We start from the raw sequence: 25,367 nt of genomic DNA, 5'->3' as shown, positions 1-25,367 counted from the left end.
ACTTGGACCGAAGGAAAGGCGGAGGCGAGCCACGCGGACTCGCCTCCTCCCGTTCCTTAGCGGAACAGGCTCAGGATCGAAGACGAAGACTGGTTCGCGATCGACAGCGCTTGCACCCCGAGCTGTTGCTTGGTCTGCAGCGATTGCAGCTTGGCGCTTTCCTTGGCCAGGTCGGCGTCCACCAGGTTGCCAACGCCAGCGTCCAGGCTGTCTTGCAGCTTGCCGACGAAGGTCAGGTGGGTGTCCAGGCCCGTCGACGACGTGCCCAGCGAGGCCAGCTTGTTGGTGGCGGTGCCGATGGCGGCGTCGATCTGGGCGATCATCGACTTGGCGTTGGCCGCCGAGGCGAAGGTCGTGCCGGCCGAGAGGCCGATGCCAGCCAGCGTCAGGCTCTTGGCGTTGACCGTGAAGCCCGAGCCGTCGGTGTTGGCCAGGAAGGTCAGCTTGGTGGTGCTGCCGTCAGCGATGCTGATGCCGTTGAACTTGGCGTTCGTGGCGGCCTTCTCGATCTGGTCGCGCAGCGAGCCGAAGTCGGCGACCAGGGCGTTGAACGAGGCGGTGTTCAGCGAGGTGTCGGAAGCGGCCAGGGCCTTTTCCTTCATCTTGCCGAGCAGGTCGGTGATCGTGTCACCGGCGGCGAGCGCCACGTCGATGGTGGATTGACCGCGTTGCAGCGAGTCCTTGACGGCGTTCAGCGACGAAGCCGTGGCCGATTGGTTCTTGGACATGGCCCAGATGGCGCCGTTGTCCTTGGCGCTACCGACCTTCTTGCCGGTGTTGATGCGCTGCTGGGTGACCTGCAACTCGCTGTTGGTCGAGTTCAGGTTTTGCAGGGCGATCATAGCGCCGGCGTTCGTATTGATGCTGTTCAGCGGCATACGAGTAGATCCTTTTCAAGGTATCCGACGCCATTTTGGCTGCCGGGAGCGTTTTGCTCGAAAAGGTCTGTAGCAATTGCCGGGCCAAACCTGCCTAGCATTGAGCCCCAAGCTAAACTTCTGAAATTACTACGTTATAGGTCCATTAACGACGAAGCCTCCCGGCAATTTTTGCCGGGAGGCTTTCGACATAGGCAATTGTTGCCGGGCACATAATGCGCACCCAGCGGAAAAGAGGCGCCGGACGGCTTTTGATGGCCGTCCGGCGTATCGGGCTCACCCCTTGAACAGCGACAGGATCGACTGCGGCGTTTGATTGGCGATCGAGAGAGCCTGCACGCCCAATTGCTGCTTGGTTTGCAGCGACTGAAGCTTGGCGCTTTCCTTCGCCAGGTCCGCATCGACGAGGTTGCCCACGCCGGCGTCGAGGCTGTCCTGCAGCTTGCCCACGAAGGTCAGGTGAGTATCCAGACCGGTCGAGGACGTGCCCAAGGAAGACAGTTTGTTCGTTGCCGTCTGCAACGCGTTGGTCATCTGAGTGATGATGCTCTTCGCGTTAGCGGCCGACGTGAAGGTGAAGGTAGCCGACAGCGACAGACCTTCGAGATCGATGGTCTGGGCATTCACCGTGAACGTGCCCCCGTCCGAGTTGGCCAGGAACGAGAGGCTCGCGGTGCTGCCGTCAGCCAGGCTGACGCCGTTGAACTTCGCATTGTCCGCGGCCTTTTGGATTTGGTCGCGGAGCGATTCGAAGTCGGCCTTCAGGGCGTTGAACGAGGCGGTGTTCAGCGAGGTGTCGGAAGCGGCCAGGGCCTTTTCCTTCATCTTGGTGAGCAGATCGGTGATGGTGTCGCCTGCCGCGAGAGCAACATCGATCGTCGACTGACCGCGTTGGAGCGAATCCTTCACGGAGTTCAACGAGCTCGCGCTCGCGCTTTGCATCTTGGCCATCGACCAGATCGCGCCGTTGTCCTTGGCGGATCCAACCTTCTTGCCGGTGTTGATACGGTTCTGGGTGGTCGAGAGCTCCGAGTTGGTGGCGTTCAGGTTTTGGAGCGCGATCATGGCGCTCGGGTTCGTATTGATCGAGTTCAGCATTTGATACCTACCGTTTTGGTGGGATTTGTCCGGCGTATTGCCGAGCGGGCGTTTTGCCCGCGTGAACCGTCGCAAACCGCGGGCCAACCGACCCGCGCTCGGCGCCAACCCTCAAGCCGCTGATTTTGCTGGAATTATTGAATCACCCGCGCCCAAAACGAAACCGCCCGGCGAATGCAACATTCGCCGGGCGGCAGGTTTTTCCGGAGCTGGTAGGCAAGACGTTCAGTCTTGTGAAAGCCGAAGAATCAGGCCGCGTCGGCGCGTCCAGACAGGCCCTGCATGATCATGCGATTGATCTCGATCAGCGGCTCGAACTCTTCCTCCTTGCGCATCACGGCGCTGGAGTGACGACCGACCCACAGGCTCAGCGAGATGATGCTGGCGCGCAGCTGCATCGGGAGCTGGTTTTCAGGCAAGGCGCAGTCGGTCGCCAAGGCCGACCAGACCTTGCGATTCCAGTCCAGCGCATCGATCCGTGTCGCGAAGTCGTCCGTCGGAGCCTGTGACGCGTCCATGAGGGCGCGCGTCACCTGACCGAACAGGCGGTACTCCATTTCACGGGGATTCTCAGCTCGCGTCGCCGCCTGCTGATACGCCCGAAGAGACATGCCCCAACCTCTCGTCTTCGTATTCAATCAACTTACGGCTCAACATCAGAGCCTTGTAGTACTCACGCGCCATCACGTGTTTCGAAATGGCGATGCAATCCTGGAGAACCGTAGGATTACGCACAACCCCCATAAAATCGTTAAGGCGGGTGGCGAATTCCTCATAAAACTTTTCAGCATTCCCCTCCTCCAGGTACATCATCATCACCGGGAAATAGATCCGACGCGAGGGCGTCGTAACCTGGTCCGGCTGCATGATGTCCTTCTCGCGAAGGACGGAGGCCTTGTTCTGGAGCACCAGAACACCGCGCCGATCCCCATTCTGGACCACGGCGCCGTTGAGAACGAATTTTTCGCCGGGCTTCAGCGACAGCTTCAAAGGCACTTAATGCCGCTCCTTTGTTGACGCCGCTTCGCCCCGTTCCGCCGATGTCGACGGGTTCGAGCGGAAAGCTAGACGCGCACGTGTTAACGCTGTCTTGCCGCCCCACGATCGGCGTTGCGACCGTGAGACGCAGCTTAGGACTCGATTAAGCATAGCGCCTCAAAACATGGTTAACACCAGAGTGTAAGGTTTCGCCCCGCATGTCCCGTAAACGCGCCCTCGAAATGTCCGCCAGCGGCCTCGCTCAGGCCGACGTGGTCGGCGCCGCGCCGATCCATACCGGACAGATGACCAGCACCATCGGTGATTCCGCGTCCGCCGAGGCGTTGGACCGGCTGAAGCGCGCCGTCCAGGACGTCAAGAATGCCGAGAACGGCAAGATGCTGGGCCGGGCCATTCAGGCCGTACACGCACAGGAGTTCGACAAGGCCGATAAGTTGGCCCTGAAGCTGCTCAATGCCGACGAGCAATTGGGTCTGGCCTGGCACGTTTTGGCCATCGCACGTGAAAAGAAGGGCGACTACGCTTCTTCGCTGCGCGCCTACGAGGCGGCGTTGAATCTGCTGACTGATCACGCTTCGGTCGCCGGCGACCTCGGGCGCCTGGCCTTGCGCATGGGCATGCCGGAATTCGCTGTCGGTTTCTTCGCCCACTTCCGCCAAGCCCGTCCCACCGACGTCGAAGCTTCCAACAATCTTGCTTGCGCCCTACGGGAACTGAACCGTGAGGGCGAGGCGCTTGAGGTGCTGAAGGAAGCCATCGCCATAAATCCCGGCAGTTCCGCCCTCTGGAACAGCCTCGGCACGGTGCTCTGCAACACCGGCGACGCCGCTGGCTCACTCGTCTTTTTCGACGAGGCGCTACGCCTGGATCCCAAATACAGCAAGGCTTGGCACAACCGCGCCTTCGCCAAGTCGGACATTGGCGACGTCGAGGGCGCGCTGGCCGATTGCGACGAGGCGATGGGCCGCCCCGCCCCTCCCAATGATCGGGCGATCATGGAGTTCGCGCGCGCCACGCTGCTGCTAGCCCTGGGTCGTCTCGATGAAGGCTGGAAGGCCTACGAGGCTCGCTTCTCGCGCGAACTGACCGATGCTCCGCTCTTCTATATCGCCGGGACGCGCTGGTCGGGTCAGGATCTGAAGGGCAAGCGCCTGCTGGTCAGCGCCGAGCAAGGCTTGGGCGACGAAGTCATGCTGGCCAACATGATGGCGGACATCCAGGACCTGGTGGGACCGGACGGTAAGGTGACCCTGGCGGTCGAGCGGCGCCTGACGCCGCTGTTCCAGCGCTCGTTCCCGGACATCGAGGTCACGCGCCACCGCACTGTGTCCTACGAGGGCCGCGTCTGGCGCACGCTGCCGGAGATCACGGACTTCAGCCGCTTCGACTATTGGGCCGCGATGGGCGATTTCCTGGCCAGCCTGCGCGGCGCGGTCGACGCCTTCCCCACTCGCCGCGCCTTCCTGACGCCCGATCCCGAGCGCGTCGCCCATTGGAAGGCCGAACTCGGTAAGCTGGGCCCGGCGCCCAAGGTCGGCATGCTGTGGAAGAGCGCCAACCTGTCCTCCGAGCGGGCGCGCCAATTCTCCGCATTCGAAGAGTGGGAGCCGGTGCTGAAGACGCCGGGCGTCACCTTCGTCAATCTCCAATACGGCGACTGCGAGGAAGAGATCGCCTACGCCAAGGAGGCCTTCGGCGTCGAGATCTGGCAACCACCAGGCATCGACCTGAAGCAGGATCTGGACGACGTCACCGCCCTGTGCGCGGCGATGGACCAGGTTGTCGGCTATTCGAACGCCACCATGAACCTAGCCGGGGCGGTCGGCACACCCTGCTTCATGTTGACCGGCTCGGCCTCGTGGACGCGCCTGGGCACCGACTACTACCCCTGGTACCCCAGCGTGCGCTGCTTCGTCACGCAGCAATACGGCCAATGGGAAGAGGCCATGGGTAAGATGGCGAAGGCCCTGGCTGAATTCGCCGTGGGATAGTTGCGTTCGGCCACGGGTTTGTTGCCGGCCCGACATGGACCTTCCGCATTTCCGTGCCGATTTATGGCGTAGCTGCCGCACCTAGTCGGCCGCTTTGTGTGTGCGCGCCGGAACGGGGTTACGGCGATGCGTAAGACGGAAGTGCGGTTGCGTGACGTGCGCGAGGGCGACCGCGGTCGGCTGCTGGACTGGCGCAACAGCGCCGAGGTCGCCGCCTACATGTACTCCGACCACAGGATCGGTCCCGACGAGCATGACCATTGGTTCGACGTCGTGCGCCACGAAACGCGTCGCCGTTACTGGATCATCGAGGCGAACGGCGAGCCCGTGGGCTTGGCCAATCTGGCAGACATCGACATCATCCACCGCCGCTGCGCGTGGGCCTACTACCTGGCCAGCTCAGAGGTGCGCGGCCTGGGCGTGGGTTCGTTCGTCGAGTTCGCCGTCATCGAACACGTTTTCGGCGAGCTGGCGTTGAACAAGCTGTGGTGCGAGGTCCTGATATCGAACGAGAGCGTCTGGCGGTTGCACGAACTGTATGGCTTCCAGCGCGAGGCGCTGTTCCGCGAGCACGTGATGAAGAATGGCCACGAGATCGATGTGGTGGGCCTGGGCCTGCTAGCGCACGACTGGGCCGAGCGTCGCGAGGCCATGGCCCAGCGGCTGCGCGACAAGGGGTTCGACATCCCATCGGCTTCATCCCGGGCAGCCTGACCTCCTCCTTCCCCATCGTCAGACTTGCCAAGCGCGGAGACGCCGGTAGTTTGGTTCGTTCATTTGAACAACTGTTCGAACCGGATCCGACTCATGAGCCAGCGCTTCGAAGGCACTTCCGACTACGTGGCGACCGACGACCTGAAGGTCGCCGTGAACGCCGCGGTGGCTCTGGAGCGCCCGCTTCTGATCAAAGGCGAGCCGGGCACCGGCAAGACCGTGCTAGCCTATGAGGTCGCCAAGGCGCTGAATGCGCCGCTGATCACCTGGCACATCAAGTCGACGACCAAGGCCCAACAGGGACTCTACGAATACGACGCCGTCACCCGCCTGCGCGACAGTCAGCTGGGCGACGAGCGCGTCAAGGACGTCAAGAACTACATCAAGAAGGGCAAGCTCTGGGAGGCGTTCGAGAGCGAGCAACGCCCAGTGCTGCTGATCGACGAGATCGACAAGGCCGACATCGAGTTTCCGAACGACCTCCTGCAGGAGCTCGATCGCATGGAATTCTACGTCTACGAGACTGGCGAAACCATCAAGGCCAAGGTCCGGCCGGTGATGATCATCACCTCGAACAACGAGAAGGAATTGCCGGACGCCTTCCTGCGCCGCTGCTTCTTCCACTACATCCGCTTTCCGGAGACCGAGACGATGCAGGCCATCGTCGACGTCCATTTCCCAGGCATCAAGCAGAAGCTGGTCTCCGAGGCCCTGCGCATCTTCTATGACATGCGCAAGGTGCCGGGCTTGAAGAAGAAGCCCTCGACGTCTGAGTTGCTAGACTGGCTGAAGCTGCTCCTGGTCGAGGATGTCGACGATGCGGTCCTGCGCGAGAAGGACCCGACCAAGCTGATCCCGCCGCTGCACGGCGCCCTGCTGAAGAACGAGCAGGACGTCCATCTGTTCGAGCGTTTGGCCTTTCTGGCCCGCCGCGAGGGTTCGGGCGCGCGTCCGGGCCAGTAGCCCCCTGGGGCCATCGCGGTCTAATCGCCGTTACTTGGATTTCACTGGACGCGCGTGGAGCGCGCGCCCACCTTTCCGCGCAACATCACCCGCGCAACGTGGGAAGGCCCCGGGGTACCTATGCTTCATTCGAAATGGCTGGCCGCGACGCTGATGATCGGCGTCTGCGCGATGGCGCTCACCGCCTGCCACCGAACGCAATCCAATCCGCAGGACCACCACGAGCGCCGCCTTGGTCGCCGTGAACCTATCCGAGTCATCGACAAGCTGGATTGCCCGGAGCGCCAAGGCGAATTGACCCTCGAGGCTCGAAGCGCCGACGGTTCGGCCTGTAGCTACAGCTCCAAGGACGCCGTGGTCACCCTGCGCCTCGTGAAGCTAAACGGCGGGGACGCCGAGGCGGCCTTGGCGCCGATCGAGGCAGAGTTGAAGGAAGTCATGCCCGCTCCTCCGGCCGCCCCCAAGCCCGTCGAAGGCAAGAAGAACGGCAAGAATCGCACCAGCATCCACTTGCCCGGCATCAATATCGACGCCAACGACGATGGCGCCGATATTCGGATCGGCCAACTCACCATCAACAGCGACGGCGGCGCGGCCGAGGTGAAGGTCAACAAGAACATCAATATTCGCGGCGACGACACGCATGGCGCGGTCAATGTCTCAGCCAATGACGAGCACGAAGGCGACGTCACCATCAAGGCCGACGACCATGGCGCCGAGATCCGCGCCAGGAAGGGGGGCGACGCCGTGCGCTCGACCCTAATCCTGGCGAATGACAAAGCGCCCAAAGGCTATCGCCTGGCCGGCTACGAGGCCCGCGGACCCAAGGGCGGCCCGCTGGCCGTCGCCGTCGTCAAGGCCAAGACCCGAGACACCGACGACCACGACATCTTTCGCGACATGAAGGCCCTGGTCCGCCACAACGTGGGCGGCTGAGGCGCCCGGCCTACTGCGTGACCGGCTCGACCTGCATCACCTTGTAGGTCAGCGGTCGTCCTTCATCGTCGGTTACGGTGACGTATTCGCCCAGCGCGAAGCGGTGCTCGCCCAGGCGGTGCAACGGTTCGTCGTCGGCGACATCCTCGTCGTCATAGTCGAAGAACCAGCGCGCGCCGCGTTTGTTCAAGCGACCATCCACCGCATCCTCATCGGGGGCGAAGCGGCGCACGCTGCAGGCGCCCTTCACCTTGGCGTATTCACTCTCGTCGATATGGCCATCCTCGGTCAGCGGCGCGGTCAGCGAATAGCCGCGATGGTCGTCGCCGCCGGAGAATTCCGTGCCCGGATTGCGCGCAAGGCGCATGACGATGCGAGACAGAGACATTAAAAGTCTCCCCTTCTTTTGAAGTTTCAGCTGCTTAGTGCGACAGGAAAAGGGAAGGACCGTCGCTGTTAAGCAGCGTGCGGGTCGTGCCCCCGAAGATGAATTCCTGCAGCCTGGGATGACCGAACGCGCCGGCGACCAGGAGGTTCGCGCCGGTGTCCGTGGCCGCGCCCAGCAACAGGCCGGCGGCGTCGCCATTGCCCTCCAGCGTCTTTACGGTGGCGCGAACGCCGCGCGCGGCGAGGAACTCCACCAGGCGATCAAGGTCAAAAGCCCGCGAGGAAGCGCCGGGGGCGCCAGCGATGATCACCGAGCCAGCCTTCTGCAACAGCGGTAGCGCCGTGCGCATGGCGCGGCTGGCCTCCTTGCCGCCATCCCAGGCCACCAGGGCCACGCCATCGACCCGGAAACCAGGGCGGGCAACCAGGGTCGGGCGCTGTTCGTCGGCGACAAGTTGCTGGAAAGACTCCGCCAGGGGCCCTTTCCCGCGCGCCGAAGCGTCGTCGAAGACGATGACGTCCGACAACCGCCCTTCCATGGCCAAGCCGGCCCAGACTGGTGATTCCAGCGAAATGAGGCGCGTACGAGGATAGCCGGTCTCGGCCGCGAGCTTGCCGCAGGCCCTCGCGCCTTCCTGTGCGGCTTCCTTCAGGCTTTCCAAAGCGGTCACCTGCACTCCGCCCATGAACCCCTCGCCCATCCAGGGCATGAGGTCCGCCATGTCGGCGGGGGCGTGAACACAAGCCAGTTCGGCCTGAAAGGCGCTGGCCAGCGCCGCGGCGGAGGTCAGGACACCCTTGTCGTTCGGGGTTCCGGCCAGCGGAACCATAATTCTCGCCCAACTCATGATCGAACTCCCTTCAAGGGCATTTCCACAGATGACGGCGACGGCCACATTGATCTTTCTCAATCCATGGGCCAGTCAACACCTTCACCGTAAGGAACGATCTCGTGGCCAAAGGGCTGCATAGGGGCGCACCGCCCCGCGCGTGGCAAAGAATGCTCTCCGGACGACGGCTCGACCTGCTCGATCCGTCGCCGATGGACATCGAGATCGAGGACATCGCCCATGGCTTGGCCCGCGTCGCGCGCTGGAACGGCCAGACCGTTGGCGACCACGGCTTTTCGGTGGCCCAACACAGCCTGGTGGTCGAGGAGATCGCCGCGCACATCAAGCCAGACCTGGAGCCGCGCTGGCGCCTAGCGGCCCTGCTGCACGACGCCAGCGAATATGTGATCGGCGACATGATCAGTCCGTTCAAGGCGGCGCTGGGGGTGAGCTACAAGGATTTCGAGGCTAGGCTGGAAGACGCCATCCACATCCGCTTCGGACTGCCAGTGAAGACTCCCGCCCCGATCAAGAAGCTGATCAAGCAAGCCGATCGCGCCTGCGCCTTCTTCGAGGCCACCCAACTGGCGGGCTTCGAGCATGCGGAATCATTGCAGATCTTCGGCGCGCCGCCGGCCGGCTATGATCTGAAGATCACGCCGCAGCCGCCCTTCGAGGCCCAAGCCCGCTATGTCCAGCGCTTCCACGTGCTGTCGCGGGCGGCGGGTTTCGAGTCGGCGCCCGGCGCGGCATTCGAGACCGAATGACCACCTCGGTCGTCATCGGCCTGTCGGCGGTGGTTGTCGCGATCCGCGACGGCGAGGCCGTCGTCCTGACGGTGCGACCGCACGACGCGATCACCGACATCGCCTCGCCGCTTTCTGGCCTGCCGTTCGGCCCGTTCGATCCAGAGGCGCATCGCACCTTCGAGCTTGGCCTGCGCGCCTTCGTGACGGCCCAGACCAGGTTCCAACTGGGTTATGTCGAGCAGCTTTACACCTTCGGCGACAAGGGCCGAGACGCTCCACGCGCAGAGGTCGGGGCTGGTGCGGCGCGCGTGGTCTCGGTCGGCTATCTGGGCCTCACCCCCAAGGCGGTGGACACCGACGCCCCCGACACCGCCTGGGCCCCCTGGACCCGGTTCTTCCCCTGGGAGGACTGGCGGCTGGGTCGCCCCGCCCTGCTGGACGAAGCCATCGCCCCGGCCCTGCGCCGCTGGGCCGCCGACGACGCGGCCAAGTGGTCGCGCGCGCGCCTGGCCTTCGCGCTGGAGAACGCGCCGTGGAACGAGGAACGGGTGCTGGAGCGCTATGAGCTGCTCTACGAAGCCGGACTGGCGCCCGAGGCGGCTCGCGACCGGGATCGCGCTGATGGCCACGACCCCGCGGAACCCGAAGCCCTGTCGGCCGCGCTGGGCGAGCCGATGATCTCGGATCACCGGCGCATCCTGGCCACGGGCCTTTCGCGCCTGCGCGGTAAGATCAAGTACCGCCCCGTGGTGTTCGAGCTGACGCCCGCGGAATTCACCCTCTCGACCTTGCAGCGCACCGTCGAGGCCATCGCTGGCGTCCAGTTGCACAAGCAGAACTTCCGCCGCGTGGTCGAGCGCGAGGAGTTGGTCGAGGGCTTGGGTCGCCTGGACGCCGAGACCGGGGGGCGCCCGGCCGAGCTGTTCCGCTTCCGCCGCGAAATGCTGGCCACGCGTCAAGCGACGGGCCTGTCGCTGCCGTTGTTGCGGGACTGATAGGCCTCAGGATCGAAGGCGATCGTGGGACGTCCGCGAGTCGGCCTCACCCCAGCCGCCAACGGACTCCTCGGCCTCATGCGGCACGTCCAATTCCGCGATCATGCGCGAAGGGCCAGGCGGAATCGGATGGTCGATCCGAGCCCGCCATTTGGCCTTCAGCGTGTGGGAGGTGTCGCGCGAGCCGTCGGGGCTCCAGCCGGGCGGGCCGAAGACATAGCCCAGCGCTTCGCGCGGCGACTTGGAGCCGGCCAAGTCCTTGGCGATGCCGATCCACTCGTGGAAGACGTTGTGCAGGATGTTGAAATTGCCAAGGTTCTTCACCGTGCCATAGCGGCAAGGCTCTTCGTCGACCTCGGGGATGAAGGTGCCGAACAGGCGATCCCAGATGATCAGGATGCCGGCGTAGTTGGCGTCCAGATAACGGGCATTGCGGGCATGGTGCACGCGGTGATGGGACGGCGTGTTGAACACCGCCTCGAACCAGCGCGGCATGCGTTTGATCGCCTCGGTGTGGATCCAGAACTGGTAGACGAGGCTGACCCCTTTCTGGATCGCCACCATCGCCGGCGGAAAACCCAGGAAGGTCATCGGCAGCCACAGCAGCCACGTGCCCGCGACGCCGCCGGTCCAGGTCTGCCGCAAGGCCGTCGACAGGTTATAGTGGGTCGAGGTGTGATGATTGACGTGGCTCGCCCACCAGAAGCGCCGCTCGTGCGCCAGGCGGTGGAACCAGTAATAGGTTAGGTCCTCGAGCAGGAAGAGGACGACCCAGGCCCAGAGAGCTGTCATCGGAATCGTGAAGATCCGGTGGTTCCAGACCCAAACCGTCCCCGCGAATATCACGCCGCCAAACAGCAGGCCGGCGACGGTGCTACCGAACCCCATGCTCAGCGACATGGCCGTGTCACGGGTCTCGTAATTGGCCCTGGCCTTGCCAAAGCGCCCCAGCAGGATTTCCAGGACGATGGCCAGCACGAAGAACGGGATGGCCAGCTGGACAGGATCGAAGGCGGCTTTCAGCATCAGGCGAGCTCTTTCGGCGGCCAGGCGTCGTCCTTGACGGCCAGGACGGGACGGGCGTCGGACAGGCGCAGGGTGAGCCGGCCGTTGGTCGGTTTCAGGGCGGCAATGGTGGACCACGGCAGGTCACGGGCGACATAGCCGTCGCCGCGCCGGTACAGCACCAGGGCCAGAGCGCCCTCGCGAGCGATCAGCCCGGCGCCGTCGGCGGCGATCCAGACGGCCTCCGGACGGCGATCGGGGAATTCCAGATCCAGCAGCGCCCTGGCCGATTCGGTCTCCAGCGGCGGGGTCGCCCTCGGCACTCCCAGCCACGCCGCGAACATCACAAGCAGACCCACGGCCGCGATCGAGCCGCCTAACTGAATCAATAGCGCCTTGTCCAAGACTGACGCATCCCCCCGTAACTTATTGCCGTTTAGATTGCCGGGCGCGGGGCCGTCGTCAAGGCGCTCCCATCAGGGCGTCAATGAAAACGGCGCGCCCCTTGCGAGGCGCGCCGCTCTCCAGGTCACCAGGACCACGTCAGAAGCGGCGGACGTAGCCCACCGACATGGTGTTCGAGCTCATATCGCTCTTGGTATATTCGGACTTGGTCCAGTCGGCGCGGATGCCGTTCTTGTCGTCCAGCTTGTACTCGGCGCCGACGCCGTAGTTCCAGCTGTCGCGGCTGCCGTCGAACTCCGTGGCCGCCGGGTTCTTGGTCTCGAACTTGGTCGTGCCATAGCCGACACGGCCCAGCAGGTCGAGTTTTGGCGTGACCGGCAGGTAGCCTACAGCATAGGCGGCGGCCTGGTGTTCCATCTTCACATTGGCCGCGCCGCCGGGCGTATAGACCTTGTCACCATCGACGCCGCCGGCCACTTCGGCCTCAACGCCGAAATTAGGCGTAAACTTGGCGCCCACGCGCCCTTGAATAGCACCGGTGTCGGTGCCGCGCGTCCGAGTTTGACCATAGTTCACCGAACCATAGACCTCGGTCGAATTCTGAGCCTGAGCGAACATCGGGGCCGCGAGAACCGAACCGGCGACCAGGGTGGTGGCGATGAGAGTCTTCATTGTTGTACTCCTATTCTACTCGTAGTCTTCAGCTCCCTCAGCCAGCCTAGGGCTAGGCGGATAACGCGGCGGGCATGGGGCGGTTCACGGCCCTGTTTGAGGCCGTTGGGTGTCGTTGCCGAAAAGCCACGGGGATGACGGCGCCGGCATCCATGCTATCTACGGGCTCAAACAAGCGTCAGAACGCGGGCCCGCCCTCATAGCGGACGAGGCCCGCGCGTATCATCGGGACCGCCGTCTTGCCGCAAGCCGTCATCGCCGCCACGGGGCTCTTTACCCCGCCCCACAGCATTTCGAACGCCGAACTGGTCGAGGCCTTCAACACCTTCGTCGAGCGTTTCAACGCCACAAACGCCGAGGCCATCGCGGCCGGCGACGTGGTCGCCCTGGCCCCTTCCTCGCCCGAATTCATCGAGAAAGCGTCGGGCATCAAGTCGCGCTTCGTGATGAACAAGGACGGCATCATCGATCCGGACCTGATGCGTCCGGTCCTGCCCGAGCGCTCGAACGACGAGCTATCGATCCTGGCCGAGATGGCGGTCGAGGCCGCCAAGCAGGCTATCGAACGTTGGGGCAAGCCAGTCAGCGAGATCGGCGCGGTGATCTGCGCCGCCTCGAACATGCAGCGCCCCTACCCGGCCATGGCCATCGAGATCCAGCAGGCCCTGGGCATTGAGGGCTTTGCCTTCGACATGAACGTGGCCTGCTCGTCGGCCACCTTCGGCATAAAGACCGCCGCCGACTTCATCGCCACCGGCAGCGCCAAGGCGGTGCTGATGGTCAATCCGGAAATCTGCTCGGGCCACCTGAACTTCAAGGATCGCGACAGCCACTTCATCTTCGGCGATGTGGCGACCGCCGTGATCGTCGAGGACGCCGATCAGGCCAAGGACGGCTGGGAAATCCTGGGAACGCGCTTGAAGACGCAGTTCTCGAACAACATTCGCAACAACTTCGGCTTCCTCAACCGCGCCGCCCCGGAAGGGATCGACGGCAAGGACAAGCTGTTCGTCCAGGAGGGCCGCAAGGTGTTCCGCGAGGTGGTGCCGATGGTCAGCGAGATGATCATCGAACACGCTCAGGACCTGGGGCTTGATCCCTCGACTCTGAAGCGCCTGTGGCTGCACCAGGCCAATATCAACATGAACGAGATGATCGGTCGCAAGGTGCTGGGTCGCGACCCCGCGCCGGGCGAGAACGTCATCATCCTGGACGAGTACGCCAATACCAGCTCGGCCGGCTCGATCATCGCCTTCCACACCGCCAATGACGACTTCGAGGCCGGCGAGACAGGCCTGATCTGCAGCTTCGGCGCGGGCTATTCGGCTGGCACGGTGTTCGTGCGCAAGCGCTAGGCTGTAAGCCGGAATTCGCGCTCGAAGGTCGCCAGGATCAGCGGCCAGCCGTGGACCGAGGCCATCCCCTTGGCCACGGAGGCCGCGCCCTCGACATGCTTGTCCAGGTCGTGATGATCGAGGACGACCAGCGTATCGTCGGCCTGGGCCTCGAAGGTCACCTCGACTTCGCTCTGACGCTCGGGCGGTTCCACGCCCTGGTCGGGCCGGATGTTGAAGCCCAGCACCAGCCGATGGCCCGCGTCATAGGCGCGGACGTCACCCCACGAGCTCTCATTCCCCACCTGGTCGGTCTCGTACCAGCGCCCGCCGACATGCGGCTCGATGAACGCCCCGGCGAACTTCGCGCCCGAGCGGCTGTAGCCCATCGGCCACCAGCGGCTGAGCTCGACGAAACGGGCGAACACCTGGGCCGGCGCGCCGTGGACGCGGACCTGGCAGCGGATCGGATCGGTGGTCATGCGCGTCTCCTCAGGGGCTGTCCGAGACAACGCGCAAGGCCGATCAAGGCTTCGGGTGCGTCGCCTTCCAGTCCATGGCGCGACGAACGCGGACGCCGACCGCCGGATGGTCATAGAACAGCACTTCTTCCAGCTTCGACGGCGTGGCCGCGCGGTACTCGATGGTCTTGACCAGAGCCTTGGCCAGGCCGTCGGGCTCGTTGAAGTGGACCAGGCTGTAGCGGTCGGCGTCGCTCTCGACCTCGCGGACCAGGGTGTTGGTGATCGGTCCGCCGATCAGGCCCAGCACCGCCATGATCACCGCCAGCACCGGCAGGCCGGCCGGATCAGCGATGCCGGTCACGCCCGTGGCGTTCAGCGCCGATGCGAACCACGGGAACACCCGGTCGGCGATGAAGAAGGCCGCAACCGCCAGCACGGCGAAGATGGCGGTGATCCACAGGCTGTGCTGGTGGGCGTAGTGGCCCATCTCGTGGCCGACCACGCCGCGCACCTCGGCGATGTCCGCGCCCTTCTTGAACATCACGTCGCTCATCGCCACCCGCGCCGAACCGCCCAGGCCGGAGACGTTGGCGGTGTAGGCGTTGGACTGCTTGGAACCGTCATAGACGAAGATCTTGTCGTGCGGGATGCCGACCTGCTTGGCCATGGCCACGACCTCGTCGCGGACGGGGCCGGCCGGCGCGGGTGTATATTTGTTGAACAGCGGCTCGATATAGATCGGCGCGATCAGCATCCCGAAGATGATAAAGCCGGCCGTCAGCCCGCCCGCCCACAGCCACCACAGGCGCCGCGCCCGGCGGATCAGCAGGTAAAGCAGCGCCAAGAACAGGGCCGTGAACACCACCGAGATCGCTGTGCCTATCAGGTTCTCGCCCAGCCAGCCGCCGAAGGGTTGGCTGGTTAGGCTGTACTGCTTCTCCCGCCACCAGTTCGAATAGATCGACCAAGGCAACTCCAGCAGCCAGCTGAAGGCCACATAGACCGCCCCCACGACCAGGCTGGCCAGGAACGGTCGCGCCTTTTTGCGCTCAACGCCCCGCTGGACCTTGGCCAGCGCCCCAGTGCGGATGATGAGCCAGGCGACCACCACCGAGACGATGAAACCCCACAGCAGCAGCCAGTGACCGCCCTGGGTGTAGGCCTGCGCCTTGGCGTGGGCTTCTGGCGACAGCTGCGCCAGATAGACGGCCGTCGCGGCCGCAGGATCGAATGCCGGATCGAATGATTGAGCCATGTCCCCTCTTCCCCGGAGATTGAAACTGGAAGCAGGCCGCGAGTCCCGGCTTTGCGCAGCTTAAATCGTGGTCATGCTCCGCACACGGCGAACATGACGATGTTCGGACTGGCGAACGGCGCTGCCGTGTATAGAACTGCGCAGGATTGTTTCGCCTGAAGGTCCTCCGATGCGATTCCCTGCCCGCCGCACCGTTGTCGCCGGTCTTGGCCTTGCCCTTCTGGCCGCCTGCGGCAAGAAGCCCGAAGTCGGTAGCGGCTGGGACCGGATCAAGGCGTCCGGAACCTTGCGGGTCGGGCTGGAAGGCACCTATCCGCCGTTCAACTTCCAGGACAAGGACGGCCAGCTGGCCGGCTTCGAGGTCGACTTCGCCAAGGCCCTAGCCGCCCAGCTGGGTCTGAAGACCGAGTTCCACCCCGCGCCGTTCGCCGGCCTGTTGGGCGCCCTGGAATCGGGCCGGGTCGACGTGGTCATCAACCAAATCACCATAACCCCGGACCGCCAGGCCAAATACGATTTCTCCGAGCCCTACACGGTCTCAGGCATCCAGATCATCAAGCTCAAGGACAAGCCGGGTCTTGAAAAGCCCGAGGACCTGGCCGGCAGGAAGGTCGGGGTGGGCCTGGGCACAAACTACGAGCAGTGGATCCGCGCCAACGTCCCGACCGCCGACGCGCGCACCTACGACGACGACCCCACCAAGTATCAGGACCTGAAGGCGGGCCGCATCGACGCGGTGCTGAACGATCGGCTGGTGGCCGCCGAATTCATCAAGACCTCGCCGGAGTTCGTCGCCTCGGGTCCTCCGTTCGCGGCCCAGGGCTCGGGCGTGGCGATGAAAAAGGATCCCGGCCTGAAAATCGTCATTGACCAAGCCATCGACGCCCTGCGTAAGAGCGGCGACCTAGCGTCGATCTCGCAGCAGTGGTTCGGCCAGGACGTAACTCGCTAAGCTCCCATGGAGACATGCCTCGACCTTCTGCGCCAGTCGGCGCCGCTGCTGGCGAAGGGCGCCGGCTATACGGTGCTGCTCAGCGTCATCGGCATGGGCGTGGGCGTCGCGCTGGGCTTTACCCTGGCCCTGATGCGTTTGTCGCGCACGCCGCTGCTGCGCTGGCCGGCCGGCGTCTACGTCTCGGCCTTTCGCGGCACGCCGCTGCTGGTGCAGCTCTTTTTGATCTACTACGGCCTGCCGCAGTTCGGCCTGGAGATGCCGCCGCTGCTCGCCGCCGGCATCGGCTTCTCGCTGAACGTCGCCGCCTATGCCTGCGAGATCCTGCGCAGCGCCATCGCCGCGGTCGACAAGGGCCAGTGGGAAGCCGCCAGCGTGCTGGGCATGAGCCGTGGCCAGACCCTGCGACGAGTGATCCTGCCCCAGGCCGCCCGCACCGCCGTTGCGCCGCTGTCGAACAGCTTCATCGGCCTGGTCAAGGACACCTCGCTGGCCGCCACCATCCAGGTGCCGGAGCTGTTCCGCCAGGCTCAGTTGATCACCGCGCGCACCTACGAGATCTTCACGATGTATCTGGCCGCGGCGGCCATCTACTGGATCATGTCCGCAATCCTGGCCACTGTTCAGGCGCGCCTCGAACGCCGCGCCTCGGAGGGCCGCCGATGAGCGCGATCGACGCCAAGGGCGTGAAGAAAAGCTTCGGCGACACCCCCGTCCTGGCCGGCGTCGACCTGACCGTCTCTCCCGGCGAGGTCGTGGCCGTCATCGGCCCCAGCGGCTCGGGCAAGAGCACCCTGCTGCGCTGCCTGGCCGGCCTGGAGCCGATGAACGCCGGAGACTTGACCATCGCGGGCGTCACGGCGGGCGGCAAGGCGCCGCTGGCCAAGACCCTGAACGGCCGGGTCGGCTTCGTCTTTCAGAACTTCAATCTTTTCCCGCACAAGACCGCGCTGGAGAACGTAGCTGAAGGCCCGATCGTGGTCCGCAAGGCCGACCCCGCCCAGGCACGCGCCAAGGGTCTGGCCCTGCTGGAGAAGGTTGGCCTGGGTGGCCGCGCCGACGCCTATCCCGCCGCGCTCTCGGGCGGCCAGCAGCAGCGCTGCGCCATCGCTCGCGCCTTGGCCATGGACCCCGAGGTCATCCTGTTCGACGAACCGACCTCGGCCCTCGACCCCGAGCTGGTCGGCGAGGTCTTGGCCGTGATCCGCGACCTAGCCGCTGAAAAACGGACCATGGTCATTGTCACCCACCAGATGGATTTCGCGCGAGATGTGGCCGATCGCACGATTTTCATGGACGGCGGCGTGATCGTGGAGCAAGGACCGTCACGTCAACTTCTCGCCTCGCCGCGCGAGGAGCGGACCCGCCGGTTTCTGGCCAGGTCGGGCGTCCTGCGGTAGTCCCTTGGCAGCCATAATTTGGCCCACGGGACGCTTCACGTCGTGGTATCGCGTTAGGCGAATGCGTAGGCGGCCTCGCTGCTCATAACGCGCTCTAAAACATTGAATCCAAAGCCCTACGCCGGGTGGCTTTTATGGCGAGGACAGCGTGAAGCCTTATATCGAACTCAAGGGCGCCTCGGGCGCCGTCTACCGCTACAAACTGGCCGAGAATGGTGACCCCAACACCACGATCGCCGGTAACTATGTCTATGTGGACTCCAAGGGGACCGTGATTTTCGCGGGCGAGGCCAACAACCTCATCGATTCCAAGGCCCGCTGGTCCGAGGCCTATTCCCGCCACGGCGCGACCTGGCTGTACACGCGCCTGAACGTCTCAGGCGCCTCGCGCGCCGACGAATATTCCGACATCGTCATAGCGCTCCAGCCCGTGATGAATCAGGGCGACTAAGGGCTGCTACCGGGGGCGGACGCGGCTAAGGTCGCGGTGAATGCGCCCGGAGATTCTTTTCCCTCTCTTCACCTCGGTGTCCACGCTCAAAGGCGTGGGCCCAAGGGTCGCGCCGCTGGTCGAGAAACTGGCGGGCGCGATCACCCGTGACGTGCTGTTCACCGCGCCGACGGGCCTGATCCGGCGGAGCATCACCACGGTCGACCAGGCCGTCGAGGGCCAGGTCCAGACCTTCGTCGTCACCATCGATCAGCACCAACCGCCGGGTCGCCTGGGCATGCCCTGGAAGATCCGCGCCTGGGACGGCACGGGCTTTATCACGCTGGTCTGGTTCAAGGGCCACGGTCCGCACCTGGAGCGCCAGCATCCCAAGGGCGCTCGCCGGGCCGTCAGCGGCAAGGTCGAGCGACCAGACGGCTACGCGTCCGAGCTCCAGATCGCTCATCCCGATTACGTCGTCGCCGAGGAACGGGCCGGCGACATTCCCGAGATCGAGACGGTCTATCCGGCCACTCACGGCCTGCCGTCCCGCACCTTCCGCAAGTTCGCCCTGGAGGCCTTGGAGCGCGCGCCCGAACTACCCGAATGGCAGGACGCCGCCTGGCGCGAGCGCGAGAAGCTGCCCGGTTGGCGCCAGGCCCTGGCGGCCATGCACGCCCCGACCAGCGAGGCTGACCTCTCGCCGCTGGCCCGCCCGCGCCGACGCCTGGCCTATGACGAGCTACTGGCCCACCAGCTAGCCCTGGCCCAACGCAAGGCCTCGCGCCGCGCGACGCCCGGTCCGCGCATCTCTTCCGGCGACTTGTCGGAGGCCGCCGAGAAGGCCCTGCCCTTCAAGCTGACCGGCGCCCAGATCCGCAGTCTGTCCGAAGTTCGCGGTGACCTGGCCTCCGGCGAGCGGATGAGCCGGCTGCTGCAGGGCGACGTCGGCTCGGGCAAGACGGTGGTGGCCATGCTGGCCATGGCCGACGCCGCCGGCGCCGGTTTCCAGTCGGCGCTGATGGCCCCGACCGAGATCCTGGCCCGCCAGCATTTCGAGACAATCGCCGCGCCGCTCCAGGCGCTGGGCCTGTCGGTGATCCTGCTGACTGGCCGCGACAAGGGCGCGGGGCGCTCGGCCAAGCTGCTTGGCCTCGCCGACGGGACCCATCATGTAGCCGTCGGCACCCACGCGCTCTTCCAGGACGACGTCATCTTCGACCGCCTGGCCCTGACCATCATCGACGAACAGCACCGCTTCGGCGTCAATGAACGCCGCCGGCTCCAGGACAAAGGGGAAGGCGTCCACCTCCTGGCCATGTCGGCGACACCAATCCCGCGCACGTTGGAGCTGACCGTCTTTGGCGACCTCGACGTCTCGCGCATCGATGAGAAGCCGCCAGGCCGCACACCGGTCGCCACCCGCGCCGCGCCGACGCCGCGTGTGCCCGAGATCGTCGAACGCCTGCGCAGCGCCATCACCAGCGGCGCCCAGGCGTTCTGGATCTGCCCGCTGGTCTCGGAGTCCGACAAGGTCGAGCTGCGCGCCGCCGAGGACCGCGCCGCGGACCTCGCCCGCCACCTGCCCGGCGTTGGCCTGGTCCACGGCCAGATGCCGCCCGCCGAGAAGGACGCGGTCATGCAGCGTTTCGTCGAAGGCGAGGTCAGCGTGCTGGTCGCCACGACCGTGGTCGAGGTTGGAGTCAACGTCCCCAACGCCAGCATCATGGTCATCGAGCACGCCGACCGCTTCGGCTTGGCCCAACTGCACCAACTGCGCGGCCGCGTCGGCCGAGGCACGCGCGAGAGCTCCTGCGTCCTGCTCTACGATCCGCCGCTGTCGGAAGTGGCCCAACAGCGCCTCGACATCCTGCGCCGCAGCGACGACGGCTTCGAGATCGCCGAGAAGGACCTGGAACTGCGCGGCGGCGGCGACCCGTTAGGCCTCAAGCAGAGCGGCTTTCCGGCCTACCGCCTTGCCGATCCCGTGGCCCACCGCGACTTGATCGCCGTCGCCGCCGACGACGCCAGGCTGATTCTAGCCCGCGACCCGGACCTGACCTCGCCGCGTGGTCAGGCGCTGCGGACTATGCAGGAACTGTTCGACTGGAAACCGACCTCGCCGCTGAACGAAGCGGGCTAGTGCTCGGCCGCCGCGCCCTTGCGATGATGCCACAGGTGCATGAGACCAGCCAGGACGCCGCCGACGACCAGGCCCACGGCGGCCGACCCTAGCGCGAAGGCCAGCCAACCGGTGACGGCGCCGATTCCCGGAGCGCCGTGCGCCCAGTGCGAGAAGCCTTCGACCCAATGCGGGATCGGCGTCAGGTGGAAGTGCTCCAGGCCGTGGACGATGATGCCGCCGCCGACCCACAGCATGGCCGCCGTGCCGATCACGGTCAGGGCTTCCATAGTCACCGGCATGGCCTTGACCAGGCCGCGGCCGAAGGCCTGGGCGCCTTTGTTCTCGCGGCGCGACAGGTGCAGGCCGATGTCGTCCATCTTCACGATGAGCGCCACCGCGCCATAGACGACGATCGTCAGCAGGATGCCTACTAAGGCTAGCGCCGCCGCCTGCATCAGCAGACCCAGATGCGCGACCTCGGCCAGGGCGATGGCCATGATCTCTCCGGACAGGATGAGGTCGGTGCGGATCGCGCCGTCGACCTTCTGCTTCTCGAGTTCGGGACCGCTGAGCGCCAACTCCTCGATCGCTTCGCCCTCGGCCTGCGGAGTGAAGGCCTCAAGCACTTTTTCGGTGGCTTCGAAGGCCAGATAGGCGCCGCCGACCATTAGGATCGGCGTCACCGCCCAGGGCGCGAACGCGCTAAGCAGGAGCGCGCCCGGCAGCAGGAACAGCAGCTTGTTGCGCAGCGAGCCTAGCGCGATCTTCCAGACGATCGGCAGTTCGCGGTCGGGCGTGAAGCCCATGGCGTAGCCGGGCGTCACGGCCGCGTCGTCGACGACCACACCCACGGCCTTGGTCCCCGCCTTGCCGGCGGCGGCCCCAACATCGTCTAGCGAGGCGGCGGCGAGCTTGGTGATGGCCGCGACGTCATCGAGCAGCGCGGCGAGACCGGAAGGCATGAAAGATCCTGAACAGAGTGAACCTCCTGTGCGTAAGGCGCGCCGGGCTCGTCGTAAAGTCGCGAGCCCCTTGCATGACGCTGCGTGAGGGTTGGAAGCTCCCGGCATGGACGTCACCGCCGCCCTCGACCGCCTCGCTCCGCGCCTGTCGCCGACCGCGACCGGCGCCGTGAACGTCCGGCGGCTGTCGGGCGGCGCCAGCCTGGAAACCTGGGCTTTCGACCTGGACGATGGGACGCCGCTGATCCTGCGTCGCCGCCCGGACGGCGCGGCGATGCGCGAGACCGCCCTGCCCCTGGCCTCGGAAGCGGCCTTGATCCGCGCCGCGGACAAGGCCGGGGCGCCGACGCCCAGCGTGGTTCAGGTTTGCGAACCCGGCGACGATCTGGGCGAGGCCTATGTCATGCGTCGGCTGGAAGGCGAGACCCTAGGCCGTCGTATCGTCCGCGACGAGGCCTTCGCTAGTGTGCGGCCCGGCCTGGCGCGGCGCTGCGGCGAGGTGCTGGCGCGGATCCACGCCGTGCCGACCCACGGCTTGCCGGACCTGGCGACCTCCGACGCGCGCGGCGAGCTCGAGCGCTACGAGGCCATCTATCGCCAGCTGGACACCAGGCGACCGATCCTGGAGGCCGCCTTCCGCTGGCTGAGCGACATCGCCCCGCCGGCGCCAGAGCGAACGGTCCTGGTGCATGGCGACTTTCGCAATGGCAATTTGATGATCCACCCGACCAAAGGCCTGGTCGGGGTGCTGGACTGGGAACTGGCCCATCTGGGCGACCCGGCCGAGGACCTGGGCTGGATCTGCGTCAACTCCTGGCGCTTTGGCGAATGGCGCAAACCCGTCGGCGGGTTCGGCGACTATGCCGACCTGCTCGAGGGCTATGGCGGCGGGACCTCGCTGGATCGGATCCGGTTCTGGCAGGCGCTCGGCTCGCTGAAGTGGAGCGTCATGTGCCTAATGATGTACCAGAGCTTCGCGACCGGACAGGACCGCTCGATCGAGCGCGCCATGATCGGTCGGCGGACCAGCGAGACCGAGATCGACCTGGTCGCGCTGATGGAGGGCGCATGATCAGTCACCCGACCGCCGCCGAGCTCTCCGAGGCCATCGCCGCCTTCGAGGCCGCGCCCGCCGTGCCCGGCGACGCCCGCCAGGCGTTCCTGACGCGCGTGACTGAAAATGCCCGCGCCATCTTGGCCCGCGAGGCCGCGCACGGCGCGCGGCTCGAGGCCGAGGCGGTCGAACGGCTCAGCGCGCTGCTGGACCAGACCGGCGACTATGCGGCGCTCAATGCCAAGCTTTGCGAGAGGCTGCGGGCCGGCGCGATCGATCCGCTGGATTCGGTCTTGCAGGCCCACCTGCGCGCCACGGCGATCGGCCAGGTCGCCATCGACCAGCCGACCTATGGCGGTCTAGCGGCCCTGCTCGACGGCCAGGGCTAGCGGCCGGCCCGTCATCGCGGCGGCCCGCGCCAGGGCGTCGGCCTCCAGATCGGCGTAGAACAGGTTGTAGGCGTCGACCTTGCGCCGGTCGGCCCATGAGCCGCTGTCGCGCAATGAGCTGGACTTCGGCTTGCTGGTGCGCAGCACGCCGTTCTCGCAACGGGCCGAGACCTGGCGTTGCAGAAAGGCCGGCCTGGCGCCCCAGTCCAGACCCGTGGCGTTGGTCGCGCCCAAGTTCACCCGCGCCGGCGCCTTCTCCAGCGAGACGCCACCCAGTAGCGGGTTGAAGCACAACGGCGTGCGGCCCTCTAGGTTCACCAGTTGGTCAGAGCGGTCCCAGACCAGCGAGCGGCCGATCAGCTCCTGCACACGCTGGAAATCACCCTCCGGCGCCGAGATCCAGGCGGCCACGCACTCGGTCTCGGCCTTGCGTTCGCAGGCCGGCAGCGGCGCATCGGGCGCGTATTCGTCGGCTGGGACGGCGGTCTCGATCAGATAGGCCGCGACCAAGCGGTTCTTCAGCCCGGGCTTGCCGGCGATCTCCTCGCGCAGCAGGCGCGCGGCCAAGGAACCGCCCTGCTCGACCCCGACCAGGATGAACGGCCGGTCCTGTCCATAACGGACACGGAAGGCGCGGAAGGCTTGCAGAACGTCGCCATAGGCGAAGCGCCGCGCCTCGCGGGCGTCGTCGCGCAAGGTCAGGTAGGTGTAGAGGCTGGCCTGCCGATAGCGTGGCGCGAACACGCGGCCCACGCGGTCGAACGGCCCGGCATAGTTGGGGATCACCACCCGCGACAGGAACCGCTGGGCCTTGGGCTGGTCGATACCACCGTTCCAGTCCCGGCCGCCGTCGAAGGTGGTCGGATGGACGAAAAAGACGTCAACGGGCCGATCGACCGGCGCGGGACCGTCCTCGGGCAGCAGCGCCCACGACTCGGGCTTGCCATAGTCCGGGGCCGGCGGCGGACTGTAGGTCAGGAACGGCACCTTGGGGTCCAGGGCGTTGCTGAGGATGTCGTAGCGGAAGATGAAGGCGGCCGCGACGAACAGCGTGACGAACAGCGCCAGCCCCCCGAAAATCCAGCGCTTGAAGCCTTTGAACGTGCCGCCCATGCGTCTTGGGTTACACCAAGGTCCCCCAAGTCTCCAAGGGGCGGCCTTAACCCCTTTTGGCCTAGGCTCCCTCTTGGCCGATGATGGCTACGGAACAGACATTACTAGCCGGCGCGCCGCCCAGGTTGTGGGTCATGCCGAAGACCGGGTTGGCCAGCTGACGCTCGCCCGCGCGCCCCCGCAGCTGCAGGTACATTTCGTACAACATCCGCAGGCCCGAGGCGCCGATCGGGTGGCCGAAGCATTTGAGGCCGCCATCGATCTGGCACGGCACCCCGCCATCGGCGTCGTAGAAGCCGTCCAGCACATCGCGCCAGCCCTGCCCCTCGGGCGAGATGAACAGGTCTTCCATCGTCACCAGCTCGGTGATCGAGAAGCAATCGTGCACCTCCATCATCGAGATCTGCTCGCGCGGTCGCTCGATGCCGGCCTCCCTGTAGGCCTTGCCAGCGGCGATGCGGGCGGTGTGGAAGTGACTGCCGTCCCAGCCGTTATATTGGCTCTCGTAGCCGTTCGAGACCGACAGCTGCAGGGCCTTCACGGTGACGAGGTCGTGCTTGCCCAGGCCGCGGGCGATCTCGGGCGTGGTCACGATCGCCGCCGCCGCGCCGTCGGAGACGCCGCAGCAGTCGAACAGGCCCAGCGGCTCGGCGATCATCGGCGCGTTAAGGGCCTGCTCGGCGGTGATCGGCTTGCGCAGGTGGGCCTTGGGATTCTTGGCGCCGTTGGCGTGGCTCTTGACCGACACGTGCGCGATGGCGCGTTTGAGGTCGTCCTTGGAGACCCCGTGCTTGGCGCGATAGGCGCTGGCCAGCTGGGCGAAGTTGCCGGGCGCTGACCCGTTCGGCGTCACCTGCGGATTGAGCGTGCCAGGATTGGCGACCGGCAGGCCGCCATAGCCGGTGTCCTTCAGCTTCTCGACCCCGACCGCCAGGGCGATATCGGCCGCCCCGGCCGCCACGGCATAGACGGCGCCCCGGAAAGCCTCCGAGCCCGAGGCGCAGAAGTTCTCGACCCGGGTGACGGCGATGTTGGGCAGGCGCAGGGCGATCGACAGCGGCGTACCGCCCTTGCCCGTACCAATCTCGTCGATGTGGGTCGAGAACCAGGCCGCGTCCAGTTGGGTCGGCTCGACACCGGCGTCCTGCATGGCCTCCAGGTAGGCCTCGACCATCAGGTCGTCGGGCCCGGCGTCCCAGCGCTCGCCAAACTTCGAACAGCCCATCCCGAGGATGGCGACCTTGTCGCGGATACCTTGTGGCATGGT

General features: G+C 65.7%; 28 protein-coding genes. 14 read left to right on the top strand and 14 right to left on the bottom strand.

Going from position 1 to position 25,367, the window contains the following annotated elements; genetic code table 11:
- Positions 1-56 precede the first annotated feature (56 nt).
- From ACW173_RS18475 to flbT, 4 genes are all read right to left on the bottom strand, one after another.
- The gene (locus tag ACW173_RS18475) at positions 57-878 is read right to left on the bottom strand and encodes a flagellin (RefSeq protein WP_492081551.1); all 822 of its coding nucleotides are present in this window, start codon (positions 876-878) and stop codon (positions 57-59) included.
- 276 nt (positions 879-1,154) lie between these two features.
- Positions 1,155-1,976 carry a flagellin gene (locus ACW173_RS18470; RefSeq protein ID WP_492081550.1) on the bottom strand — a complete coding sequence of 274 codons (822 nt, stop codon included), beginning with the start codon at positions 1,974-1,976 and terminating at the stop codon, positions 1,155-1,157.
- A gap of 248 nt (positions 1,977-2,224) precedes the next feature.
- Positions 2,225-2,587 carry a flagellar biosynthesis regulator FlaF gene (gene flaF, locus ACW173_RS18465; protein ID WP_295106582.1) on the bottom strand — a complete coding sequence of 121 codons (363 nt, stop codon included), beginning with the start codon at positions 2,585-2,587 and terminating at the stop codon, positions 2,225-2,227.
- A complete protein-coding gene (gene flbT, locus ACW173_RS18460) occupies positions 2,547-2,972 on the bottom strand; it encodes a flagellar biosynthesis repressor FlbT (protein ID WP_492081549.1) in 426 nt (141 codons plus the stop codon). Before flbT ends, flaF begins: the two co-directional genes overlap by 41 nt.
- Before the next feature lie 200 nt (positions 2,973-3,172).
- On the opposite strand from flbT, the gene ACW173_RS18455 reads away from it, so the two are divergent.
- The 4 genes from ACW173_RS18455 (at position 3,173) to ACW173_RS18440 (ending at position 7,579) form a co-directional block, all read left to right on the top strand.
- Positions 3,173-4,966, top strand: a complete 1,794-nt coding sequence (locus ACW173_RS18455; RefSeq protein WP_492081548.1) for a tetratricopeptide repeat protein — start codon at positions 3,173-3,175, stop codon at positions 4,964-4,966.
- A gap of 126 nt (positions 4,967-5,092) precedes the next feature.
- A complete protein-coding gene (pseH, locus tag ACW173_RS18450) occupies positions 5,093-5,680 on the top strand; it encodes a UDP-4-amino-4,6-dideoxy-N-acetyl-beta-L-altrosamine N-acetyltransferase (RefSeq protein WP_492081547.1) in 588 nt (195 codons plus the stop codon).
- A 93-nt stretch (positions 5,681-5,773) separates the two neighbouring features.
- Positions 5,774-6,643 (top strand): AAA family ATPase, encoded by an 870-nt coding sequence (locus ACW173_RS18445; protein ID WP_492081546.1) that lies wholly within the window; start codon positions 5,774-5,776, stop codon positions 6,641-6,643.
- A gap of 120 nt (positions 6,644-6,763) precedes the next feature.
- Positions 6,764-7,579 (top strand): hypothetical protein, encoded by an 816-nt coding sequence (locus ACW173_RS18440; protein ID WP_492081545.1) that lies wholly within the window; start codon positions 6,764-6,766, stop codon positions 7,577-7,579.
- A gap of 10 nt (positions 7,580-7,589) precedes the next feature.
- Here the strand turns inward: ACW173_RS18440 and ACW173_RS18435 are convergent, their stop codons facing one another.
- Together ACW173_RS18435 and ACW173_RS18430 are read right to left on the bottom strand one after the other, a co-directional pair.
- On the bottom strand, positions 7,590-7,967 hold the full coding sequence (locus tag ACW173_RS18435) for a hypothetical protein (protein WP_492081544.1): 378 nt from the start codon (positions 7,965-7,967) through the stop codon (positions 7,590-7,592).
- Positions 7,968-8,001: 34 nt separating this feature from the next.
- On the bottom strand, positions 8,002-8,814 hold the full coding sequence (locus ACW173_RS18430; protein WP_492081543.1) for a universal stress protein: 813 nt from the start codon (positions 8,812-8,814) through the stop codon (positions 8,002-8,004).
- 104 nt (positions 8,815-8,918) lie between these two features.
- On the opposite strand from ACW173_RS18430, the gene ACW173_RS18425 reads away from it, so the two are divergent.
- Both ACW173_RS18425 and ACW173_RS18420 read left to right on the top strand, forming a co-directional pair.
- Entirely contained in the window at positions 8,919-9,563 is a 645-nt protein-coding gene (locus ACW173_RS18425) for a YfbR-like 5'-deoxynucleotidase (RefSeq protein ID WP_492081542.1), read from the top strand.
- Positions 9,560-10,540, top strand: coding sequence for an NUDIX hydrolase (locus ACW173_RS18420; RefSeq protein ID WP_492081541.1), 981 nt, complete (start codon positions 9,560-9,562; stop codon positions 10,538-10,540). Before ACW173_RS18425 ends, ACW173_RS18420 begins: the two co-directional genes overlap by 4 nt.
- A 6-nt stretch (positions 10,541-10,546) precedes the next feature.
- Here the strand turns inward: ACW173_RS18420 and ACW173_RS18415 are convergent, their stop codons facing one another.
- The 3 genes from ACW173_RS18415 to ACW173_RS18405 all read right to left on the bottom strand — a co-directional run bounded on the left by ACW173_RS18415 (position 10,547) and on the right by ACW173_RS18405 (position 12,622).
- Entirely contained in the window at positions 10,547-11,566 is a 1,020-nt protein-coding gene (locus ACW173_RS18415; RefSeq protein WP_492081540.1) for a sterol desaturase family protein, read from the bottom strand.
- Positions 11,566-11,949, bottom strand: coding sequence for a hypothetical protein (locus ACW173_RS18410; RefSeq protein WP_492081539.1), 384 nt, complete (start codon positions 11,947-11,949; stop codon positions 11,566-11,568). The genes ACW173_RS18415 and ACW173_RS18410 overlap by 1 nt, the downstream gene beginning before the upstream one ends.
- 139 nt (positions 11,950-12,088) lie before the next feature.
- Positions 12,089-12,622, bottom strand: coding sequence for a porin family protein (locus ACW173_RS18405; protein ID WP_492081538.1), 534 nt, complete (start codon positions 12,620-12,622; stop codon positions 12,089-12,091).
- A 239-nt stretch (positions 12,623-12,861) separates the two neighbouring features.
- Between ACW173_RS18405 and ACW173_RS18400 the strand changes: the two genes are divergently transcribed.
- Entirely contained in the window at positions 12,862-13,977 is a 1,116-nt protein-coding gene (locus tag ACW173_RS18400; RefSeq protein ID WP_492081537.1) for a beta-ketoacyl-ACP synthase III, read from the top strand.
- Here ACW173_RS18400 and ACW173_RS18395 read toward each other — a convergent pair.
- Together ACW173_RS18395 and ACW173_RS18390 are read right to left on the bottom strand one after the other, a co-directional pair.
- Positions 13,974-14,438, bottom strand: coding sequence for an SRPBCC domain-containing protein (locus tag ACW173_RS18395; protein WP_492081536.1), 465 nt, complete (start codon positions 14,436-14,438; stop codon positions 13,974-13,976). The genes ACW173_RS18400 and ACW173_RS18395 overlap by 4 nt on opposite strands.
- Positions 14,439-14,481: 43 nt before the next feature.
- Entirely contained in the window at positions 14,482-15,675 is a 1,194-nt protein-coding gene (locus tag ACW173_RS18390; RefSeq protein ID WP_492081535.1) for a M48 family metallopeptidase, read from the bottom strand.
- Positions 15,676-15,844: 169 nt separating this feature from the next.
- Between ACW173_RS18390 and tcyJ the strand changes: the two genes are divergently transcribed.
- The 5 genes from tcyJ (at position 15,845) to recG (ending at position 20,600) form a co-directional block, all read left to right on the top strand.
- Positions 15,845-16,627, top strand: a complete 783-nt coding sequence (tcyJ, locus tag ACW173_RS18385) for a cystine ABC transporter substrate-binding protein (protein WP_492081534.1) — start codon at positions 15,845-15,847, stop codon at positions 16,625-16,627.
- A gap of 6 nt (positions 16,628-16,633) precedes the next feature.
- Positions 16,634-17,293 (top strand): cystine ABC transporter permease, encoded by a 660-nt coding sequence (tcyL, locus tag ACW173_RS18380; protein WP_492081533.1) that lies wholly within the window; start codon positions 16,634-16,636, stop codon positions 17,291-17,293.
- Complete coding sequence (locus ACW173_RS18375; RefSeq protein ID WP_492081532.1) at positions 17,290-18,027, top strand: amino acid ABC transporter ATP-binding protein; 738 nt, start codon at positions 17,290-17,292, stop codon at positions 18,025-18,027. The genes tcyL and ACW173_RS18375 overlap by 4 nt, the downstream gene beginning before the upstream one ends.
- Positions 18,028-18,175: 148 nt before the next feature.
- The gene (locus tag ACW173_RS18370) at positions 18,176-18,478 is read left to right on the top strand and encodes a hypothetical protein (RefSeq protein ID WP_492081531.1); all 303 of its coding nucleotides are present in this window, start codon (positions 18,176-18,178) and stop codon (positions 18,476-18,478) included.
- 40 nt (positions 18,479-18,518) lie between these two features.
- Entirely contained in the window at positions 18,519-20,600 is a 2,082-nt protein-coding gene (recG, locus tag ACW173_RS18365) for an ATP-dependent DNA helicase RecG (RefSeq protein ID WP_492081530.1), read from the top strand.
- On the opposite strand, the gene ACW173_RS18360 is transcribed toward recG, so the two are convergent.
- Positions 20,597-21,544 carry a DUF808 domain-containing protein gene (locus tag ACW173_RS18360; RefSeq protein WP_492081529.1) on the bottom strand — a complete coding sequence of 316 codons (948 nt, stop codon included), beginning with the start codon at positions 21,542-21,544 and terminating at the stop codon, positions 20,597-20,599. The two genes, recG and ACW173_RS18360, sit on opposite strands and share 4 nt — an antisense overlap.
- A gap of 106 nt (positions 21,545-21,650) precedes the next feature.
- Between ACW173_RS18360 and ACW173_RS18355 the strand changes: the two genes are divergently transcribed.
- Entirely contained in the window at positions 21,651-22,616 is a 966-nt protein-coding gene (locus ACW173_RS18355) for a phosphotransferase family protein (protein ID WP_492081528.1), read from the top strand.
- Positions 22,613-22,987 carry a DUF6285 domain-containing protein gene (locus ACW173_RS18350; RefSeq protein ID WP_492081527.1) on the top strand — a complete coding sequence of 125 codons (375 nt, stop codon included), beginning with the start codon at positions 22,613-22,615 and terminating at the stop codon, positions 22,985-22,987. The genes ACW173_RS18355 and ACW173_RS18350 overlap by 4 nt, the downstream gene beginning before the upstream one ends.
- On the opposite strand, the gene ACW173_RS18345 is transcribed toward ACW173_RS18350, so the two are convergent.
- Positions 22,958-24,100, bottom strand: coding sequence for a DUF3089 domain-containing protein (locus ACW173_RS18345; protein WP_492081526.1), 1,143 nt, complete (start codon positions 24,098-24,100; stop codon positions 22,958-22,960). The two genes, ACW173_RS18350 and ACW173_RS18345, sit on opposite strands and share 30 nt — an antisense overlap.
- A gap of 61 nt (positions 24,101-24,161) precedes the next feature.
- The gene (locus ACW173_RS18340; protein ID WP_492081525.1) at positions 24,162-25,364 is read right to left on the bottom strand and encodes an acetyl-CoA acetyltransferase; all 1,203 of its coding nucleotides are present in this window, start codon (positions 25,362-25,364) and stop codon (positions 24,162-24,164) included.
- Between the last annotated feature and the right edge of the window lie 3 nt (positions 25,365-25,367).

The sequence above is a fragment of the Caulobacter sp. ALps2 genome (assembly GCF_058681635.1).
The sequence above is the reverse complement of the archived record's forward strand: the minus strand, read 5'-3'. Positions and strand labels throughout refer to the sequence as shown.